The following is an 18,410-nucleotide window of genomic DNA, read 5'->3' as shown; positions in this document are numbered from 1 at the left end:
GCTTTGCAATGAGCTTCTCAAGAGATACTTATCCGTTTGATCATTTCTAAATCATTCAGTGTGATATTCCCACTGCGTTCCTTGTTGGATTTCCCCGTCGGTCCAAAACCAAGCGTGTTGTAAAAACTGATTGCTCGATGGTTTGTATCCAACACCCATAGTGAAACAGATGTAGCTTGAAGATGCTGAAGCTTTTCCTCGCATTTACTATAGAGAGCTTTACCTACGCCCCGGCCTGTGGCCTTTGGTAACAGATAGATGCTTGTTAATTCGTAGCTATTTTGCTCTGGTGAATGGACATCCTGTCCAAAACTCGCGAAACCCACCAAGTTTTGGTTTTGCTCGGCGACGAGAACATGGGCAAGATTTTTGCTGATGATTTTACGCCATAAGGCTTCACGCTTTTCGAACGTTTGGGCCTTTATGTAGTCTTCAGGAATGAGTCCTTCATAAGTCTGTATCCATGCGTCCACATGGATTTGGGCGATGTTACTGACATCTTTGAGTGATGCATTCCTTACTAAAACATTCATCAATGATTTTTCTTTTATTGAGCCTTGTTGAGTGGCTAGGGCTAGTGTGGATTAATAAAAATCAGTTACGCATAGCCACATGACGCTTTCAACATGCTCTTGTGGCTATGCGAGTGAACTCGATATGAAAAGGCGTTTTTCTATTCCTCCCCACCTGGTACTTTGGGGTAGGGGAATTTGATATGACCGATTCTGATAACAAACACGGTAATGGCGAGGATAAGACCCGCAAAGGTGATAGACAGGATTCGCCAGTCATCCATGTTTTTCATGTCGAGGATAAGGTAACGCGCCAGTGCAACTATTCCAATGTAGAGAGGCATGCGGACGGGTACTTTCCCTGATTCGAAGAAGCTGTGAACCATGGCGAGCACTTCGAGGTAGATGAACATCAGTAGAAGATCACCGACTGATACGGTGCGGTTAACGATGACTAAATGGATCTCCTCGCCGATGGCATAGATTGTGGCAATCACAATCAGCACCAGCACGCAGTTTTCCATAAAGTGTATGACTTTAGACGTATTTTTATTCTTGGGCATTTTCACCACCATCCTTGGGTAAAATGGCAGTGTAGCGAGAAGATTTATAGCTGTGCCGTCTCATTGGCAAGAGCACACCCCTTCAATATTGAAGGAGTGCGATTATGAAGAGCGTTTGAAGTGTCTGTTATTGAACCGAAAGCAAATAGTTCAGCGCACCGCGAACAGCGGCAACCTGCGCGTCGTTACATTCTTCGTCAGTGACTTTCGGGCTGTCTGGGTAAACTTCCGTTGTTGTGCCGTATTGGCAACTGGTGAAGCCACTGCACAAGCCCAGCTTCTTTGTTGGATAGTTAATTACACCTTCCTGTTCAACTGGAGTGCCAATGATATTGCCGTTTGCATCGGCTGGTGCAATGTGAGTGACTTTGCGCACTTCATTGATGATTGCAGTTTGGAATTCCGTGTTCGGCATGTCTGAGTCGCCAACGGTGTAGAAACCGTCTGGTACAGTGTCAGGCTCAAATTCTTTGCCGTCACGGGCCGCCAGCGCAGGGCGGAACTCAGACTCATCGGTGTCGGTGGTTTCGTGTAGATCGATATGGGTGAAGATTTCCACACCCAGACCTTTAACCCAAGCCATCACATTTGCCGCTTCTTCTGAAGGGCTGTTTTCATAGAAGGAGCGGTTAGGGTCGATAGTTTGGGGGTTCCATCGGTTAATGGTTTCGTAACCCCACGGGCTGACACATGGGGCAACCACCAAATTAAAATGCTCTGTGTAGTTTAGGGCTTCTGTATCAAGAAACTTCAGAGCGCCGTGAACACCGCTGGTTTCATAGCCATGCACGCCACCCGTGATCAGAATGGTAGGTTTGGAAGCATCGAAATTGCGGCTGCGAATACCGAACTGTGGGTAGCGAGCTTTGTTATATGAGAGCGCACCATATTGCTCGACATCGAAGCGATCTTTCAGCGCGTTGATTTTGCTCAGCACTTCTTCTTGATAGCTGCGTTTGATGCTCACCGTGTGCAGCCATTGCACTCTTTCTTCCTTACCCCAAGGTTGACCTGGTGTACCGATCGGGTATGCGTTAGACATGCTTGTTACTGTTCTCCTGTTACTTTGTCGGTGAGATTATTCGCACCTTAGCCCTCAGTGGCAAACAATTTTATCGAGTGATAATTGATTTACTTACTCTGCATCTGCCACGAGAAAACTTTCCAACCTATCTGAAAGCCAGGCTGTCAATGCGCCGCCACGTGCATCCATGGCGGTGATTTCACCATAAGGTTGCCATTGCATCGCGTTGGAGTGACGCATGACCTGCAACGTGCCACTACGAAGATACTTCCTTAACAGCATAGATGGCACATTTGACCAACCCGAACCATCTAGTACCGCATCGCGGAGGTGCTCATAAAAAGGCAATGCGATGTAGTGTGGTGAGATTGGATCCAGTGCTTTAAGGCCTTCGTCATCGACGTAAGCGAGGGTGATTTCGGTATAGCGTTCCAAGTCTGCGCGTTGGATACGTTTCATAGACGCCAATGGATGATCTTTGCGCACCACAGACATCATGCGGACCTGACCGAGTTTTTTCGAATTGATGCGACCGAACGCGCGGGTTTCAGGCAAGAGACCAAAGGCCACATCAACCATGTTTTCATCTACCATTTCGTATAGCTCAGGTGGTGGAGCTACGTAAATGGATACGCTGGAATCGGGGAACTGTTGCTGAATTTCCCGCATAGTGGCGCGCCAGAAAGATTCTGGCAGTGCATCATCACGACCGATGCGAAGGGCAGATTCAATGCCACTTTCGAATTGCCGGCATTTGGCTTCGATATCCACGGCAGCTTGAAGCAACCGTTCGCAATCGTCATGCACCATTCGTCCAACGTCTGTGAGTTTCACGCTGTTGCCAGAGCGGGCAAGTAATTCCACACCTAAACTGTCTTCCAATGCGCTGATCGCTGCACTCACTGTCGTTCGGCTTTTATCGAGTTCACGGGCAGCGCCGGCAATCGAGCCTTCTTCTACCGCGGTCAGAAACATTTCTATTTGGCTGCTACGCATACCTGCATACCGTTTCATCAATCCAGTGGGAGTTGATTCTACGCCTAAATATTTCAGTGAAAAGACCTGGTGACGAAAAAGTTGTCGCTCAGAAACTCTTTGATTTTGTCGAAAGCGGTTATTGTATTTCAAGAGCGTTAAGGAATACCCAAATTACCTCATATAAACGGTTGTTTCAGGCCAATAAGCACTGCGCTAAATGCTAAGAGGTGGTTTGGTTATTCTCGCTACTGTCAAAATTTTTGTCACTTTGTGGGGATTTATGTCTTGTGAATATACGAAAGAACGTAACTTATTGAAGTTTTCTACCCTTGCTTGTTTAGGTTTCGCAGCGATGGGTATTGGCCTGGGCATCTGGGCGGGATCTATGGTTATTGTGTTCGACGGCGCTTATTCTCTTGTCAGTCTGGCTCTCTCTCTAATGGCGCTTGCGGCAACCATGTACATTCGTAAACCTGTGAAAAAGTCAGGCAAAAATGAGCAGCCAGTATCTGCGCGAAAGGCCGCAGTGATTGAATCGCTGGTGGTTCTGACGAAAGGCTTGGTGGTGGGTATTGTTTGTCTGGTGTCATTCGCTTCAGCAATGCAGGCCATGTTCGACGGTGGTCGTGAAGTGAATGCAGGTTTTGCGCTGGTTTTTGGTGTGATCAACGTGGTGGGCTGTCTGGCAACCTACATGGCGGTTCGTAAACAATCCGGTAAGCGTCCTTCAGCGATCCTGAAAGCAGAATCAAGCCAATGGTTGATGGACACAGTGATCAGCGCAGCCGTGTTGTTGGGTTTCTTAGTGGCCGCAGGTTTGATGATGAGTGGTCTGGAAGAATATGCAGTATATGCTGACCCAATGATGGTGATCTTAGCTTCGGTTTATTTTGCTACCGTACCAGTGAAGATGATCAGCGAGTCTTCGAAGAAACTGATGGCTATCCATCAGGCGTCAATGAACGAAAAGGGTGAGGGTGTCCTTGCTTGACTCACAAAAGAGTAGTTTGAAGAAAAGAGCAGCTTAGGCTGCTCTTTTTTGTGGAAAACTGACCGTAAAAACACTCCCTTTTCCTAGCACTGAAGACACACTTAAATCTCCCTGAATCGTGGTTGTAATGGCTTTAGCCAATGACAGCCCAAGTCCATAACCTTCAGTTGAGCGGCTTTGTTCTGTTCTGAACAAGCGTGAGAAAATCAAAGACTGATGTTCCTCTGCGATCCCCATTCCAGTGTCGCTTACCGTAATACGTGTAGATTGGTCGTCCGTAACATATGCCAACACAACGTTTCCTCCTTCTGGCGTGAACTTAATGGCATTGTCGAGAAGGTTTACGAGAACCTGAATTAACTTACTTTCGTCACTCACAAGCTGTTGATCCTGTTCGCACTCAACACTCAGCGTGATTAATTTTTCCTTCGCAGCTTCTTCGTACCACTCAGCCACTTTGTTTAGGGTTTTTTTGACGTCGATGGGCTGAAAGGTCGGTAAACTTCTACCTGCGGCTTCATCATTGATTTTCATTAACGTGGTCAGCATTTGGCTGGCAATTTCTGAGGATTCAAGGCAGTCCGCCAGTGCCGATTTTAATGCTTCTTCAGTCTCCGTTTTAGGTTTGGCACTAATGAGCGTGCTGTCTGCGGAGAGTCGAATACGTGAGAGAGGCGTCCTCAGGTCATATGCTATGGCATGAAGTGTGTTTTCCATACTTTCAATGACCATACTTAGCCGGGTCAGCAGTTTGTTGATGCTTTGGCTCATCGCTGATAACTGGCCTGACTGGTTACCGGTTGATGCATTAAAAGCAATGTATAAGGTGTCCAGTGAGGCTGTACTGGCTTCATCCAACTGATGAGCCAGGGTGAAAAGCGGCGCGAGGGTTGAGTGGATGAGCTTCCAGACAAAAGCCGCGCAAATGACAGCTAAGAAAGAGAGCGCCATGCCAATTCTTTTCCATTCACTCAACACTGTTGGGAAATGCGCCAACGTCGGCTGTACCATCCAATAGGTTCCTGTTTTTGCCTGTATAGGTAAGGAGGTAAATGGCGTGCTGGTGATTTGGGCGATCCAGCTTCGTTCGCTGGCTAAGTAATTGTCCAAGGACGCGAGCGGTGATTCCAGGTTAAAACCACCGATTATTCTTGCCTCTTGCTGGTTCTCGGGTTGCCAGAAAATGGCGATTTGGTTTTCTTCCAGTCGCTGGGGATTGGAAGTGATGACTTGGAGAAATTTATCATCGTTGTTGAAGGTGATAATTCGCTGGTACTCAGCTTGCATCGAACTGAGTAGTTTTACATCGTTGCGTTGAGAGCCATAAACCAACATCACTGCAATAGTGATTTGTACCACGACCAAACACAGCGCAAGTATCAGAACAAATCGTAAGAACAGATGGCGCTGTGTTCTAGAGAGTGACTGGCTAACACTCTTTTCTGAGGACATAACCGACTCCCCGTATGTTATGTATCAGCGAATGGGAAAATGACTTGTCTACTTTGTTTCTTAGTCGGCAAACAAGCACGTCTACTACGTTAGTCTGGGGATCAAACTGGTAACCCCACACTTGTTCGAGAATAGTTGTTTCCGACATCACTTTTTCCGGGCTTCTGAGAAAAAGCTCTGCGAGTGAAAATTCCCTTTTATTTAGGGATATACGCTCATCACCCCTGACCAGTTCGCGTCGGATTGAGTCAAGGCTGAGTTCATCAAAGCTCAATGATGTGGGAGAGCTGGATTCTCTCGCTCCCCGGCGTGAAATAGACTGGTATCGCGCCATCAGCTCAGTAAATGCGAAGAGTTTGACAAGGTAATCATCAGCGCCGCATTGCAATCCAGTTACACGTTCCTGAACCGAGTGTTTGGCACTGAGAATGATTATGGGAACGTTATGACTCTGCCCACGAAGTTGGCGAAGCAATGTCATGCCATCCAATTCTGGCAGCATCAGATCCAAAATCACCACGTCGTAATGATCTTGAGTGGCGCAGTGAAGAGCTTCTACACCCGTTTTTGCCAGCGTGGTTGAGCATCCTTCCTGTTCAAATCCTTGCTGGAGAAACTGCTGTATATATGCGTCATCTTCGACGATCAATAAATTCAATCCATGACCCCATTTTTGTCTTTGTTTCAATTTATCAGAGCGTGTCGGTGATTTTGCTTTCATTACAAGTATGTAACGGTTTGGAAAGTTTTGGGTAATTAGGTTCCGGGTAATTTGTTTATACCCAAAAAAACTGAAGATGCCGGAATCAGCGAGATTGACTGGCGTTGTGATCGCGGCGTTCCTTTGCTGGTGTAGCCACCTCCATCAAAAAGGAACAACAAAGAGCACGGTGTCGGTCAACTCGCCCGATGGGAGGGCCTCAATACGCCCACTTCTTCGTTAAATCCCATGGAAATAGAATGACTATTCCTCGCGAAATTTGCCTCGAATTGAACGCATTGATGATCCCTGAATACGAGCATCTTCGGTCGTTTGGGTATATCACGTTAAGTCGAACAGAAAGGACCGTGCTCATGAAACTATCATTGAAACAATTAGCACTGGTTATTGGCGCAAACTGTTTTACTTCCTTTGACGCAATGGCAATGGACATCAGCATTCAGAAATCGGAACTTTCTTCTTCCGTTGCTTTTAACCTTGCAGTGGAAGCCATGAGCCAGTGTAAGAAAGATGGCTATGCGGTGACGGTTACCGTAGTTGGACCAACGTGAAGGGTGTTAGCTCAGGTTCATGATAACAATGCAGAAACCCACACATTAGAGAGCTCTCGCCAGAAAGCATTCACATCCGTCAGCATTAGACGTCCAACGGCTGATTTGATGAAGACCATCAACGACAAACCAATCCTAAAGCCACTTCAGTATATGGATGAGAATCTGTTGCTTTTGGCCTGAGGTATTCCGCTGAAAGAGAAAAATATGATTATTGGTGGGATTGGTGTTGGTGGTGCGCCTGGCGGGCTCCTTGACGTTGCGTGTGCAGAAGCTGCCATAAAGAAACATCTCAAATAGTGCGATAAGAGCAGGGGGGACTCTGCTCTTTCCATTTCCAGCGTTTGATAAAGCCCAGTGTGGATCGAAGCTCAGCAATTTTGGTCATGTTTTATTTTCGGTTTCAGGATAATTTGGTCTGACTGATTTGCCGTGCAATTGGCAGACTCAGAATAAAACTGAACATGGACGAAACGGTAAATAGAACCAAGATGCATCACTTAACGGCAAAACTGGAAAGAGCTCGCGAATTCATTGAACTCAACCTTGATAGCGACATTGATTTAGATGCACTCTCCGGCGTTGCATGCCTATCTAAGTTCCATTTCCACCGTCAGTTTTCCATCCGCTATGGCGTCAACGTTGCCACCTACGTCAGGCTGCTTCGCCTGAAAAAGGCCTCCTATCAGTTGGTCTATCGTCCTGATATCTCTGTGACTGATATTGCTCTCGATTGTAACTACGAAAACAGCGAATCCTTCTCCCGCGCGTTCAGGAAAGTGTTTGGTGTTTCCCCTTCAGCTTTCAGGCAGGATCCAGACTGGGCGTCTTGGGAGACTCACTTTGATGCCATTGTTCGGGTACGGAATGAGGTCTATATGAATGGTGCTGACTTTGAGGTAGAGATTGTGGATGTCCCGAGCATCACGATTGCTGCTATCGAGCACCGAGATTCACCTAATCGACTCGGTGGAACGGTAGGTGAGTTTATTGAGTGGCGACGTGCCAATCATTGCCCCCCGTCGAAATATCGCACCTTCAATCTGGTTTTTGATGACCCTGATGCGGTAACCGATTCTTCCTTCCGCTTTGATATTGGCTGTGAGCTCCCTAAAAAAGCAGATCTGTCCGATCCACATATCAAAGTGAAAACCATTGAAGGCGGGCGATGCGCGAAGCTCAGGTTTATCGGTAGTACTGATGCCATTGGCGTTGCTGTTCGCTACCTTTATTCACCGTGGCTTGAGCAATCGGGTGAAAAGCTTCGTGACTTTCCAGTGTTTTTCGAAAGAATCAACTTGTTCCCTGAAGTGGCCGAGCGCGAAATGATCACTGACATTTACCTGCCAATACTGTGAATTTTATGGGGGTGGAGAAGCTTCTGTGTTGCGCCCGTCTGGGTGCGGCGAGTTTTATCAAAACTTATCTTGCCGTATTGTTTGTTATCACGGTGAAAGGGGAAATGTTCGTATTGTCACTGCGGATATGGTCGGAAGAACCCCTGACGTTCTGGGACAATGGACTTTGGCAGGTAAACTTCATTCTGGCGCTTTTATTTACTCTTTTTTATTACGTCAGTCCAAATACCTTGGAGCGTTGAGGAACATAGGTTCCTCTAGTTTGAAAAGATGTAAAGTGATTAAAACGTCGAAGAAACTTGTTGCCAGGATGTATCTAAATGGCTTACGAGCGCTTGTTCTGCCGCATCTGGGTCACGCTCCAATATGGCAATATAAATCGCTTCATGTGCGGCATAGTTGTTTTGATTCTTCTCCAAGTCTCTGTCCATCATGTCCCAGTGTGGCGCCAGCCAAGAAGTAAACCCTTGATGAACGGTGGGCATAATAGGATTCCCCGAGATTTGGTAAAGTGTCGCGTGGAATGCCTTGTCAGTTTGGTAGAACCGTTGAGAGTCCCCCATCGCTGCCTTGTTTTCTGCGAGAGCTGCTTTCAATAATTGAATGTCTTGTTTTGTTGCCTTAGCAGCAGCATCTCTCACTAACATTCTTTCGACGAAAACCCTCATGTCGTATAGGTGTTTAACATCAGGTTTGTTGGAAATGAAGTGCTTAACAATTCCACCAACTGCATCGAGCGCTGTTTTGTAATCTGGCTTTTTTACAATTGGCCGGTAGCGGGCGCGATTGATAATTAGCCCACGGTTCTCAAGAGCTACGATGACCTCACGTATAACAGTTCTACTGGCATTGAACGTTTCCATCATGGCTCTCTCTGAGGGAAGTGGTGCGCTGTCTTTCAACTGACCACTCACTATTTGCCTTTCGAGTTCGTCTATGATCTCGTCTGCTACACGTCCCTTATTGATAGCACTATCTTCTGTTACCAGTTTGTTTTGCTTCACCATTGCTGCCACGACTCACTCTGTTTCAATCCTTTCATTCTATTACATCATAGACTCGCATTCTTGCTGAGTTGTTCTTTAGATTTGGTACGATCATATTATTTAGAGATCTGTTTCATAAATGAGCATATCTGCGTTTATTCCCCATAATGTAAATATAATGTTGCATTTAAGGTTTTTTGAGGACACTATCATTTCAGTTTGGTCGTACCAAATGTCTTTTGCAGGTATGAGGAGACTAAACAAAAGCTGATTAAACGTTGAATAAAAATCAGTAGGTTAAAAAATTTTGGGAAAGATTGCGCGAACTTGTTCAGAACACACCAGTATAAATGAGTGGCTACCGGGATATAGCCTCAAGATGACAACTCTGTCGTCAGTGCTTTAAACCTTGGTCAGAGAGAATATAGGTGTGTTGGGACGTACATACAGTAGTTAGAGGACTCGACAATGCAAATGGAACACTTTCACAAATGGACTAAATCACTATGTACAAACCTGTCATATGGTCGTACAAAAAACTTGCCTTCACGATCTTTCAAGTTGTTAGCGATGAGCGGTGTCATTGCCACCAGTGTTTTCACAAGCTCAATGGTTTCAGCCGCAACCTTAAAGTGGGCCCATGTTTATGAGCCTGAGCATCCGTACCACAAAGCGGCTTTGTGGGCAGCAGATGAGCTGAAAAACCGGACCGATGGCAGGTTGGAACTGAAAGTTTATCCAAGTTCCTCATTGGGTAAAGAAGTGGATATTAACGAAGGACTGAATATCGGCTCAGTAGATATCATTTACTCTGGCGCCGCTTTCTCAGAGCAGTTCTATGGTCCTGTATCTATTTCAAACTACCCATTTATGATAAGAGACTTTGATCACTGGAAAGCTTATAGAAACAGCGATCTTTTCAATGAAATTAAAGCAGGATACAAAGAAGCCACGAACAATGAGATTGTCGCTCTGTCCTACTATGGACAACGCCACGTTACCTCAAATAAGCCGATAAAATCTCCGAAAGATATGGAAGGCTTAAAAATCCGCGTACCAAACGCACCACTGTTTATGATGTTTCCGAATGCGACTGGTGCTAACCCAACACCAATGGCTTTCTCTGAAGTATATCTAGCACTTCAGCAGGGAGTGGTCGATGCGCAAGAGAACCCATTGCCAACCATTAAGTTCAAGAAATTCTATGAAGTTCAATCAAATATCAACTTAACTGGTCATATTACGATTTCTTCTCTGACTCTAGTCTCTGGTCTAACGAAAATGAAAGTGAGCGAAGGTGACTATGGGACGCTGTTGGCGGTGATGGATGAAGCTTCTCTTCGTGCGTCAGGAGAAGTTAACAAATCTGAACAAGAACTTGGTGCTTGGTTTGAATCGCAAGGTGTGTCAGTTAACACCGTAGATAAAAAGGCTTTCCAGGATGCTGTTGCCCCTCTGCTTTCAGGTGACGATCTGCCATTTACTCAAACCCAAGCGGAACGTTTAAAAGCGTTGTAAGCAGGGGATAAATAATGCTGAGAAAAATTATAAATCGGCAGTTAACTGAGAGGCTCGAAAGAGCCTCTTCTTCAGATAACTTGCGGAGAAACGATATCTTTGAGAAAGACGTTCATTTAATAGATGCGCCAGGACTAATCTGCTTCGGCGTTCTAATGTTCGTTGTATTTCTGCAGTTTTTCACTCGTTACGCGATGAATGACTCATTAGGATGGACAGAGGAGGTGGCGAGATTTCTCTTGGTGATACTGGCGTTTTCTGGATCGATTACGGCCGTTCGTAAAGGGAGTCATATATTTCTTGAGTTTTTCTACCGATATCTCTCTGCGAGGTTTGTTAAAGCCACTGCACTGACGGCAGAAACACTCACAATATTCTTCTATTCGTATATGGTCTACATCGGTGTCCAATTGGCGGTGATTACCAGACAGAATATGGTTTCTATACCCGTTCCTAAGGCGACTATTTATTGGATAGTCGCGGGGAGTTTCTTGCTAATGGCTTTCTTTTCTTTGTGGCGAATGATGAGAAAAGCTCGCATGAGCAGTAAAGACATTCTCCAAGAAATCGAAACCCAGAGTACAAAGGAGTAACACTCGATGGGTATATCAATATTATTTATTTCTCTCTTTTTCTTTCTCATTATCGGTGTTCCTGTCGCCGTTTCTCTGGGGTTAGCTTCCTTAATTTTCATCCTACTCGAAGGGATGCCTGACTTAATCGTGTTACACAACATGATCAATGGTGTAAATAGTTTCCCTCTTATCGCTGTGCCTTGCTTTATTCTCGCAGGTCATTTGATGAATGAGGCGGGGATTACAGACAGGATCTTTGCCTTCGCACGAGCATGTGTAGGCTGGCTTCATGGTGGCTTGGGTCACGTGAATATTGGTGCAAGTGTTATATTTGCGGGCATGTCTGGCGCTGCGGTAGCAGATGCAGGAGGGCTCGGAAGTATTGAAATCAAAGCAATGAGAGATTCAGGTTATGACGACAGCTTCTCTGTTGGTGTGACGGCTGCCTCTTCTACTATTGGTCCTATCATACCGCCCTCTCTACCTCTCATTGTTTATGGTGTGATTGCTGATGCATCAATAGGGCAGTTGTTTGCTGCGGGCATTGTCCCTGGGTTATTGATGGCGCTCTCTTTGATGTTGATGGTGTCGTGGTATTCAAGGAAAAACGGGTATCCACGTGATGGAAGCTTCTTAATTTCGAGGCTCTATCAAACATTCATCCATGCGTTCGCACCTTTGATGACACCGGTTATTATTGTTGGCGGAATTCTTTTTGGGATATTTACACCAACTGAAGCGGCAATTGCAGCTGTTGCATACTCAATGTTTCTGGGTCTTGTTATCTATAAAACATTGACTTGGCGTTCGTTGCTGAAAGTATCTGTTGATACAGTAGAAACGACGGCGTCTATTTTGATGATAATTGCTGCTTCAGCTGTTTTTGCCTGGATCTTAACAGCAAATCAGGTTGCTCAAGGCTTTGCTGATTTCCTGTTAGCGTTATCTGATAACAAGATTGTTCTGTTGTTAATCATTACGTTACTGATTCTATTCATTGGGTGTTTTATGGAGACGCTAGCGGCGATCACCATATTGGTTCCAGTGCTTTTACCAGTAGTTACGCAGTTGGGTATTTCGCCCGTGCACTTTGGCATTATTCTGATTTTGAATTTGATGTTAGGGCTTCTGACGCCGCCGGTTGGAATGGTACTTTATGTATTAGCGAAGGTTGCAAATGTTCCATTTGAACGTTGTGTTGTTGCCACTGCCCCATTTTTAATTCCTTTGGTGACGGTGCTGATGCTGTTAACTTTCTTACCTGGTCTCTCTATGTGGTTACCCTCGGTAATATATCAGCCCTAGTTCGTTACTCTTGATACATCAATTCTTATAGCTCATGCCCCTACAACTGTAGGGGCATTTTTTATCTGAGCTAGCTTATAAATCGACAATTTCCATCTAAGATAGCGACTTCTTATAGCCTGATTATGGTGCTTATTTTACTGTGGAAAGGTTAGATTCTCCCACTTAAGTTTTAATATGTGTTGGGCGTTTATACAGATAAGCAGATAATTAGGTGTTAGGTGTTAGGTGTTAGGTGTTAGGTGTTAGGTGTTAGGTGTTAGGTGTTAGGTATTGGGTATTGGGTATTGGGTATTGGGTATTGGGTATTGGGTATTGGGTATTGGGTATTGGGTATTGGGTATTGGGTATTGGGTATTTTAACTTGATATCGAAGGGGAAATAAAAGAGGAATCTTAAAGGTTAAATAAAAAAACCACCGGGAAGAAGGTGGTCTACAGAAATATATAGGGCCTGTAAATAGATGAGAATTATTGAGTCATACTAACGGCTTCTCTAACACGTTTTGCCAATTCATCCCAGCGACCTTCATCGATGAGTTTCTTATCTACCATCCATGTGCCACCGCAGGCGATTACTCGCGGGATCGAAAGATATTCATTGATGTTTTTTGCGCTGATCCCTCCGGTTGGGACCAGAGATACATCTCCGTATGGTGCCAGAAGAGATTTCACCATATTGATGCCACCTGATGCTTCTGCAGGGAAAAATTTAAGTGTGTTTATTCCCAGTTCTAATGCGGACTCTATGTTAGTTGGACTGTTTATACCCGGCAGTATTTCGAAGTTTAGAGATTGGCACGCTTTCACTGTATTTGGGTTTAAACCAGGGGACACGGCAAACGTAGCTCCCGCTTTTTGAGCAGCTTCAGCCTGATGAGCATTGAGGACTGTGCCAGCACCAATCAGCATTTCTGGTTGGGTTTCTCTCAACAGTTTTATGGCTTCTGTTGCTGCTGAAGTTCGGTAAGTAATTTCAGCCACAGGCAGCCCGTTTTCCACCAGTACGTCGCCAAGAGGAATAATATCTTCTGGGTTATCAATCGCGATGACGGGTACAACGCGCAGTTTTGACAGCGTGGCGTTTAATGATGACATGTTCTTTCCTTCATTTATGTCTGTATGCCTAATAGTGACAATGGGATAATGGCTCCGGGGTGTTGTATCACGCTTCCGGCTAATGTATTTCCTTCTTCACAACATCTTTCCAGCTTCTCTCCGTCTAAGTATGAAGACAGGAAAGCACCGGTAAAGGAGTCTCCAGCAGCTGTTGTATCTACGACCTTGTCGATTTGCTTTGCGGGAACATGATGCTGTTTAGGAAGGTTATAAGTACTGTAATGACAGCCGTTCTCCCCATCTCTTACAACAACGATTTCCACACCGGATTGATGAATACGTTTCGCTGTGGCGCTGGGGGAATCATCCCCCCAGAGAAGTGCTTCATCGTCATAAGTGACCAGTGCGATGTCAGTTCTGATATACATACTTTTGTATGCACGGCGTGCTTTATCGGCACTTTCCCAAAGTGCGGGACGATAGTTGCTATCAAATGCCACTTTGCCACCCCGCATCCTGATTTTACTTAACAGGTTGAACAACTTAATTAAGTCATTAGGGCAAAAGATTCCAAGACTGATACCGCTTAAGCACAAGAGATCAATTTCCGTGAGGCTTTCACTGATACCTTGGAATTTGGCATTCTTAAGAAGAAACTTTGCTGCGGAATTATCTCTCCAGTACAGAAACTCTCTTTCTCCTTCTGGTGACACCAGTATTTGGTAAAGGCCCGGCATCCTCTCTGGGTCTCGAAGGACATATTCGGTGAGTACGCCTTCTTTCTCCCAAGCTTTGCTTAGTTCATTACTGAGAGGATCGGTGCCGAGTGCTGACACAAAATAGGTCCCCGTCGTTTTATCTTTGGCAGACTGTGCTCGATGAAAATATACAGCAGCATTGAGTGTGTCTCCGCCCCAACTTTGTTGGATTTGACCCAAGCTTGTGCCACTGAGTTCGAGCATACACTCACCCAAGAATGCTACTCTTTTGCTTGTTTTCATCGCCCCATCCATCCACCATCAACGGTTAAAATGGTGCCGTCGACATAATCAGAAGCTTTTGATGCCAGAAAAACGATAGGGCCGGCGAAGTCTTCTGGCTTACCCCAACGTCCCGCTGGTATTCTGCTTAGAATAGAGCCAGCGCGGTCTTTGTCTTCTCTCAAGGCTTGAGTGTTATCCGTGGCGATGTACCCAGGAGCAATAGCATTAACGTTAACGCCCGAAGCAGCCCACTCATTGGCGAATGCTTTGGTGAGTTGTCCTATGCCACCTTTGGAAGCGGCATACCCGGGTACCGTTATGCCACCTTGGAAAGTAAGCAATGAGGCGGTGAAAATGATTTTTCCTCTTCCACGCTGGACCATACGTTTTCCAATTTCTCGCGTGATAAAGAACTGAGCGTTCAAGTTTACTTCTATGGTTTTATCCCAAAAGTCGTCGCTGTGCTCGGCAGCAGGCGCTCGGCAAATGGTGCCAGCGTTGTTAACGAGGATGTCTATATCTGGGTGCTCACTAGCCACTTGAGCGAGAAATGCATTAACGGAACTTCGGTCCGAAAAGTCACATTGATAGCACCAGAATTGACGACCTTTCGCTTTCACTGAAGCCTCAACTTCACTGCCTGCTTGCTCTAATTGTTGGCTCACAGCAATAATATCCGCACCCGCTTCAGCCAGCGCTTCGGCCATTGCTTTTCCTATGCCTCTTCGTGCACCAGTAACCAGCGCTTTTTTACCTTCAAGGTTGAATAGCATGGCTTATCCCTCCATCAAATCTGGCGATACGGAAACTAATGTCTTCATGGAGAGTTTTTTAGCGGGCGTGAACGCCTCTTGAATTTCTTCCAAAGGATAAATACCGGTTATCATTGAGCTCGCATCTATCTTTTTACTTTTGAGGAGCTTGATTGCCTGCTCGAAGTCTTCCGGCTCGTAAACACGTGCGCCAACTAATTCAAGCTCTTTCCAGAAGAACGCGAACAGATCGATGTTGGGCTTGTTGGTGTGGATAGCGACCATACAAATTCGTGCTCTGGTCGCAGCTACTTCAGTAAATAGATCTACACCTGCTTGTACACCAGAGGTATCAAAAATAGCGTGAAAACCTTGTCCTTTGGTTTGGTTCAGGAGTGTTTCTTTTAGCTCAGGCGCTCTTGCATCGAATGATGAAAAGCCCAGCTCAGCGGCAAAAGCAATGCGCTCTTGGTCCACTTCAACAATCGAGACGCTGGCACCAGCTTCTTTAGCGACCATTGCTATAAGCATGCCGATAGGGCCGCCACCAATAACAAGGACTTCTTCCCCTGAAACTACTCTGGCGCGACTGACATCATGGCAAGCGACGGCGAGTGGTTCTACAAGGGCAGAATAGGACAGCGACAGGTCTTTGGGTAGACTATGAACAGTATGTGCAGGAACATTCCAGTACTCTTGGAAAGCACCATCTGTATCTAACCCGTGAAACACAAGGTTCTCACAGATGTGTGTCAAGCCTCGCTGGCAGCTGGAGCATTGGCCACAGTGAGACAACGGTCTCACGACAACATGATCACCAATATTTAAATCGTTAACATCTTTGCCTACAGCACGAATCACGCCAGACATTTCGTGACCAATAATTCGGTGTGTTCCCACCCTTTGATCCATATGTCCTGAATATACGTGAACGTCGGTACCACAGATACCGCAGTAGGCGACTTGGATCTGTACTTCTTCATCTTTGGGCTGATTTAGAGACACACTTTCCAAGCGGAAAGTTTTATCGCCGCAGTAGAAGGCTGCTTTTGTCATTTTAATACTCCATTTTCTTTATTTTCTTGGTTAGATTTCGCTGTCTTCTTCCAGTTTTTCCCAATCAAACGATACCCCGATACCTGGGTTATCCGGTGCCACAGCTTTTCCGTTCTCTATAACGACGGGCTGCAGTGTGTATTGCTCGATAGGGAATGAGTGGATCTCCAGCCATCCTTCACAAGCTTGACTGGCGACAAGGCTGACATGCAGTTCCTGCATGCCATGACTACAAACAGGGATGTTGTAAAGCTTGGCTTTATCGGCAACATCTAACCAACCAGTAATACCCCCACAGTTAGAAGCGTCAGGCTGGATGTAAGAAAGGGAGGCAATGGCCAAAGCCAAGTCAAACTCGTGCTGCGTGTGTAAGTTTTCGCCCATTGCTAGAGGGATGGATGTCTTCTTCGCAATTTCATGGTAGGCGAAGTAATCGTCAGGTATGGTGGGTTCTTCAAACCATCTGATATCGAATGTTTCGAAGGCGCGACTTGCGTCAACCGCTTGTTCTACTGTCATGGAATAGTTGGCGTCGACCATAAAACTTATATCGTTTCCGATATGCTCCCTGACAGCTTTTACACGAGCAATGTCATCTTGCAGATTGGGCTGACCAACTTTAATTTTGACCGCTTGGGCCCCGCGATCTAGATATCCATCGATGTTTTGTAATAAGCGCCGAGTTGGTAGGTTAAGGTCGATACCACCGCAGTAGCAATTGCAATATTTAGAGTAGCCACCTGCTGCTTTCCAAAGAGGGATGTTTTCGGTTTTACATTTGATATCCCATAACGCGATATCTACCGCAGACACAGCAAAAGTAGAGATCCCTCCACGTCCGACATAATGAAGTCGCCACAGCATATCCTCATATAGTGCCCTGATATCTTGAGCGTTTTTCCCTATGAGAAAGCTTTCAAGATCGTTATCTATGACGGCTTTAATTGCGTGACCACCAACGCCCCCGGTATAGGTATATCCAGTACCTGTACTGCCATCAGAGCAGGTGACCTGTACTGTAATGAGCTCGAAGTATGTGTGGGTACCGTGTTTAGCGTCAGCCATTGGTTCACTCAGTGGTAGCTTGAACCGACGAGTCTGCACAGCATTGATGGTTTTCCCTTCAATATGTAGTTCTGATTCCATAAAACACCATTTTGGTATGATTAAAAATGCCAATTGACCTGTGTATCATTATCTTTTTCGGGTCGCAAATGGCTATTTACCTACTTTATTTGTGTTTTAATATAATTTTTGTCTTATTTTTAAAAATATTTGGTCGTACCAAAACGGAGGTCGTGGAAAAGATGGTTTAGAAGGAGGTGATGGACAAAATATTGAGTGTTGCCCGCTGGCTATTTTACTAAGCTAGAGCGGTGTCATTAACTGGTGCAAGTAGAGGGAAGGTGACGTTTTGCTTCTATGGATTTTATTAGTGGGAGTATGAAATTCTATTTTTTTAGATAGATATTAGATTTATATCAATGGATTACATCTAGTTAGATGAAGTTATAGATAGGTTTTCGGTACAATATATTCTCTTTACGCTAAAAGAGGTGCGTTGTGAGTAGCATTGAACTGAAAATCCCCCCTGTTATTGTTGTCTTGCTGGCACTTGCATTGATGAAGACCATTGCCCTGTTTACCCCTGCCAGCGAGTGGTTAGTTTCCCTTCCCTCTGGACTGCCGTTGTTGTTTGTTGCTATTGGTGCGTTTGTTGCTGTGAGTGGTGTGGTCGAGTTTCGTCGCCATAAAACGACTGTTAACCCGATGCTGACGACTGAAGCGACCGCCCTTGTTTCTGGCGGTATTTACAAGGTTACCCGAAACCCTATGTATCTTGGTATGTTGCTGGTGTTGGTGGGTGGCGTTTTCTATTGGGCGAACGTGTTCACTGCATTGGGCTGTTTAGCGTTTGTTTTTTACATGAACCGCTTTCAGATTGAGCCGGAAGAAGAGTACCTGAAGGGTCAATTCCCGGATGCTTTTCCTGAATATATAACCAAGGTAAGACGCTGGATATAGGC

The 18,410-nt window shown here is 45.5% G+C and carries 19 protein-coding genes and 1 pseudogene; 8 read left to right on the top strand and 12 right to left on the bottom strand.

What is annotated here, in order from left to right; genetic code table 11:
- Nucleotides 1-17: 17 nt before the first annotated feature.
- From K6Q96_RS21720 to K6Q96_RS21705, 4 genes are all read right to left on the bottom strand, one after another.
- Complete coding sequence (locus tag K6Q96_RS21720; RefSeq protein WP_251880058.1) at nucleotides 18-533, bottom strand: GNAT family N-acetyltransferase; 516 nt, start codon at nucleotides 531-533, stop codon at nucleotides 18-20.
- Nucleotides 534-673: 140 nt separating this feature from the next.
- The gene (locus K6Q96_RS21715; protein ID WP_165012198.1) at nucleotides 674-1,075 is read right to left on the bottom strand and encodes a phosphate-starvation-inducible protein PsiE; all 402 of its coding nucleotides are present in this window, start codon (nucleotides 1,073-1,075) and stop codon (nucleotides 674-676) included.
- 127 nt (nucleotides 1,076-1,202) lie between these two features.
- Entirely contained in the window at nucleotides 1,203-2,117 is a 915-nt protein-coding gene (locus K6Q96_RS21710; protein WP_251880056.1) for a M14 family metallopeptidase, read from the bottom strand.
- A 93-nt stretch (nucleotides 2,118-2,210) separates the two neighbouring features.
- Nucleotides 2,211-3,095, bottom strand: a complete 885-nt coding sequence (locus tag K6Q96_RS21705; protein WP_165012200.1) for a LysR family transcriptional regulator — start codon at nucleotides 3,093-3,095, stop codon at nucleotides 2,211-2,213.
- Between the two features lie 262 nt (nucleotides 3,096-3,357).
- Here K6Q96_RS21705 and K6Q96_RS21700 point away from each other — a divergent pair, with 262 nt between their 5' ends.
- Complete coding sequence (locus K6Q96_RS21700) at nucleotides 3,358-4,068, top strand: cation efflux transmembrane domain-containing protein (protein WP_251880054.1); 711 nt, start codon at nucleotides 3,358-3,360, stop codon at nucleotides 4,066-4,068.
- 33 nt (nucleotides 4,069-4,101) lie between these two features.
- Here the strand turns inward: K6Q96_RS21700 and K6Q96_RS21695 are convergent, their stop codons facing one another.
- Both K6Q96_RS21695 and K6Q96_RS21690 read right to left on the bottom strand, forming a co-directional pair.
- Nucleotides 4,102-5,520 (bottom strand): sensor histidine kinase, encoded by a 1,419-nt coding sequence (locus K6Q96_RS21695; RefSeq protein ID WP_251880052.1) that lies wholly within the window; start codon nucleotides 5,518-5,520, stop codon nucleotides 4,102-4,104.
- Entirely contained in the window at nucleotides 5,498-6,178 is a 681-nt protein-coding gene (locus K6Q96_RS21690) for a response regulator transcription factor (protein ID WP_251880050.1), read from the bottom strand. Before K6Q96_RS21690 ends, K6Q96_RS21695 begins: the two co-directional genes overlap by 23 nt.
- Before the next feature lie 416 nt (nucleotides 6,179-6,594).
- Here K6Q96_RS21690 and K6Q96_RS21685 point away from each other — a divergent pair.
- From K6Q96_RS21685 to K6Q96_RS21675, 3 genes and pseudogenes are all read left to right on the top strand, one after another.
- Nucleotides 6,595-7,092, top strand: a pseudogene (locus tag K6Q96_RS21685) (heme-binding protein).
- A 191-nt stretch (nucleotides 7,093-7,283) separates the two neighbouring features.
- On the top strand, nucleotides 7,284-8,150 hold the full coding sequence (locus tag K6Q96_RS21680) for an AraC family transcriptional regulator (protein ID WP_251880048.1): 867 nt from the start codon (nucleotides 7,284-7,286) through the stop codon (nucleotides 8,148-8,150).
- Nucleotides 8,151-8,155: 5 nt separating this feature from the next.
- A complete protein-coding gene (locus tag K6Q96_RS21675) occupies nucleotides 8,156-8,392 on the top strand; it encodes a hypothetical protein (protein WP_251880046.1) in 237 nt (78 codons plus the stop codon).
- Nucleotides 8,393-8,431: 39 nt separating this feature from the next.
- Here the strand turns inward: K6Q96_RS21675 and K6Q96_RS21670 are convergent, their stop codons facing one another.
- On the bottom strand, nucleotides 8,432-9,157 hold the full coding sequence (locus tag K6Q96_RS21670; protein ID WP_251882371.1) for an FCD domain-containing protein: 726 nt from the start codon (nucleotides 9,155-9,157) through the stop codon (nucleotides 8,432-8,434).
- Between the two features lie 549 nt (nucleotides 9,158-9,706).
- On the opposite strand from K6Q96_RS21670, the gene K6Q96_RS21665 reads away from it, so the two are divergent.
- From K6Q96_RS21665 to K6Q96_RS21655, 3 genes are read left to right on the top strand one after another with little or no spacing between them, the layout of a single operon-like run.
- Nucleotides 9,707-10,654: a sialic acid TRAP transporter substrate-binding protein SiaP gene (locus K6Q96_RS21665; protein WP_251880044.1), complete on the top strand. Its 948-nt coding sequence runs from the start codon at nucleotides 9,707-9,709 to the stop codon at nucleotides 10,652-10,654.
- A 14-nt stretch (nucleotides 10,655-10,668) separates the two neighbouring features.
- The gene (locus K6Q96_RS21660; RefSeq protein ID WP_251880042.1) at nucleotides 10,669-11,247 is read left to right on the top strand and encodes a TRAP transporter small permease; all 579 of its coding nucleotides are present in this window, start codon (nucleotides 10,669-10,671) and stop codon (nucleotides 11,245-11,247) included.
- A gap of 6 nt (nucleotides 11,248-11,253) precedes the next feature.
- Nucleotides 11,254-12,534 carry a TRAP transporter large permease gene (locus tag K6Q96_RS21655; RefSeq protein ID WP_251880040.1) on the top strand — a complete coding sequence of 427 codons (1,281 nt, stop codon included), beginning with the start codon at nucleotides 11,254-11,256 and terminating at the stop codon, nucleotides 12,532-12,534.
- Between the two features lie 470 nt (nucleotides 12,535-13,004).
- On the opposite strand, the gene K6Q96_RS21650 is transcribed toward K6Q96_RS21655, so the two are convergent.
- From K6Q96_RS21650 to K6Q96_RS21630, 5 genes are read right to left on the bottom strand one after another with little or no spacing between them, the layout of a single operon-like run.
- Nucleotides 13,005-13,631 carry a bifunctional 4-hydroxy-2-oxoglutarate aldolase/2-dehydro-3-deoxy-phosphogluconate aldolase gene (locus K6Q96_RS21650; protein ID WP_251880038.1) on the bottom strand — a complete coding sequence of 209 codons (627 nt, stop codon included), beginning with the start codon at nucleotides 13,629-13,631 and terminating at the stop codon, nucleotides 13,005-13,007.
- A 14-nt stretch (nucleotides 13,632-13,645) separates the two neighbouring features.
- Nucleotides 13,646-14,593, bottom strand: a complete 948-nt coding sequence (locus K6Q96_RS21645) for a sugar kinase (protein ID WP_251880036.1) — start codon at nucleotides 14,591-14,593, stop codon at nucleotides 13,646-13,648.
- Complete coding sequence (locus K6Q96_RS21640; protein ID WP_251880034.1) at nucleotides 14,590-15,348, bottom strand: SDR family NAD(P)-dependent oxidoreductase; 759 nt, start codon at nucleotides 15,346-15,348, stop codon at nucleotides 14,590-14,592. The genes K6Q96_RS21645 and K6Q96_RS21640 overlap by 4 nt, the downstream gene beginning before the upstream one ends.
- 3 nt (nucleotides 15,349-15,351) lie before the next feature.
- Nucleotides 15,352-16,383: a zinc-dependent alcohol dehydrogenase gene (locus K6Q96_RS21635; protein WP_251880032.1), complete on the bottom strand. Its 1,032-nt coding sequence runs from the start codon at nucleotides 16,381-16,383 to the stop codon at nucleotides 15,352-15,354.
- A 30-nt stretch (nucleotides 16,384-16,413) separates the two neighbouring features.
- Nucleotides 16,414-17,529 carry a mandelate racemase/muconate lactonizing enzyme family protein gene (locus tag K6Q96_RS21630; RefSeq protein WP_251880031.1) on the bottom strand — a complete coding sequence of 372 codons (1,116 nt, stop codon included), beginning with the start codon at nucleotides 17,527-17,529 and terminating at the stop codon, nucleotides 16,414-16,416.
- Nucleotides 17,530-17,946: 417 nt separating this feature from the next.
- On the opposite strand from K6Q96_RS21630, the gene K6Q96_RS21625 reads away from it, so the two are divergent.
- On the top strand, nucleotides 17,947-18,408 hold the full coding sequence (locus tag K6Q96_RS21625) for a methyltransferase family protein (protein ID WP_251880029.1): 462 nt from the start codon (nucleotides 17,947-17,949) through the stop codon (nucleotides 18,406-18,408).
- The last annotated feature ends 2 nt before the right edge of the window (nucleotides 18,409-18,410 follow it).

The organism is Grimontia kaedaensis, assembly GCF_023746615.1.
GTDB classification, from domain to species: Bacteria; Pseudomonadota; Gammaproteobacteria; order Enterobacterales; family Vibrionaceae; genus Enterovibrio; species Enterovibrio kaedaensis.
Note: the sequence above shows the minus strand (reverse complement) of the source record. Positions and strands in the feature narration are given on the sequence as shown.